Origin of the sequence: Azospirillum soli (assembly GCF_017876165.1) — a bacterium.
GTDB lineage: Bacteria > Pseudomonadota > Alphaproteobacteria > Azospirillales > Azospirillaceae > Azospirillum > Azospirillum soli.
Map to the genome: position 1 here is coordinate 1 of NZ_JAGINQ010000071.1, position 1,018 is coordinate 1,018.

At 69.5% G+C, this 1,018-nt stretch carries 2 protein-coding genes; both read left to right on the plus strand.

All coding sequences use genetic code 11. The features are described from left to right. Window positions 1-252 (plus strand): recombinase zinc beta ribbon domain-containing protein (locus J2852_RS31305; RefSeq protein ID WP_209883197.1); only part of this gene is annotated, 252 nt, incomplete at its 5' end. Between the two features lie 119 nt (window positions 253-371). Beyond that, window positions 372-1,018, plus strand: a 647-nt coding sequence (locus J2852_RS31310; RefSeq protein ID WP_209883198.1) for a hypothetical protein, incomplete at its 3' end; no start/stop codon positions are given.

The window sequence follows — 1,018 nt, forward strand, 5'->3', positions numbered from 1 at the left end:
TGGTGCGGCGAGTGCGGCCACAAGATGGTGGTCTGCTACAAGGGCGGCAGCCAATACGTCTGCAATTTCCTGCACCAGCAAAACGGAGCGGAGGAATGCCAGCGTCTGCGCGCCGCCGCCATTGATGCCGCCGTGGCCGCAGCCTTCCTCGAAGCCGTCGCCCCGGCCGAAAGTCGAAGCCTGGGCGCGGGCCCGCCAAGCGCAACGCACGGCCGACAAGGCAATGCTGCACGCCGAAGCCCAACAACTTGAACGGCTGCGCTACCAAGCCTCGCTGGCCCAGCGGCAGTTCAACCGGGTCGATCCGGACAACCGCCTTGTTGCAGCCGAGTTGGAGCGCCGATGGGAGGCGGCCTTGGTGGAGTTGCGTCGTGCCGAGGAGGCCTTCGCGGCGCACCGAGGAACGGGCCGGCCCCGACCGCTTCGACCCGGCCCTGCGGGGGGCGGTTCTCCACCTCGGTCAGCGCCTGCCCGAGCTGTGGGCCGACCCGGCCGTCAGCCGCGAGCACCGCAAGGCGCTGCTGCGCTGCCTGATCGAGAAGGTGGTGCTGAGGCGGACCGGCCGGGATCAAGCCGGGGTGCGCATCGTCTGGCGTGGCGGCGCGTCAACGGACCTGGAGGTGGCGCTTCCAGTGAACGACGTGACGGTGCTGACCAGCTACCCGGCTATGGAGCAGCGCGTGCGCGAACTCGCCGAGGCTGGCCAGAACGACCTCCAGATCGCCCGGACCTTGACGGCAGAGGGCTTCCGCTCCCCCAGTCGGAGCACGGAGGTGTTGCGTGCGACCGTGAGCCGCATCCGCCGCGCCATCCTGCGTCTGCCGTCCCGCGGCCGCAGCACGCGGTGGGACCCGCCCGCCGGATGGGCCTCGATCACCGATGTCGCCCGGCGTATGGCGATTCCGACGAAGTGGCTCTACACCGGCATTCGCCAGGGCACCATCCGGATTGACCGCCACCCCGGCACCGGGCGGTACCTGTTTCCGGATGCCGATTGGACCTTCGATGTCCTCCGGAA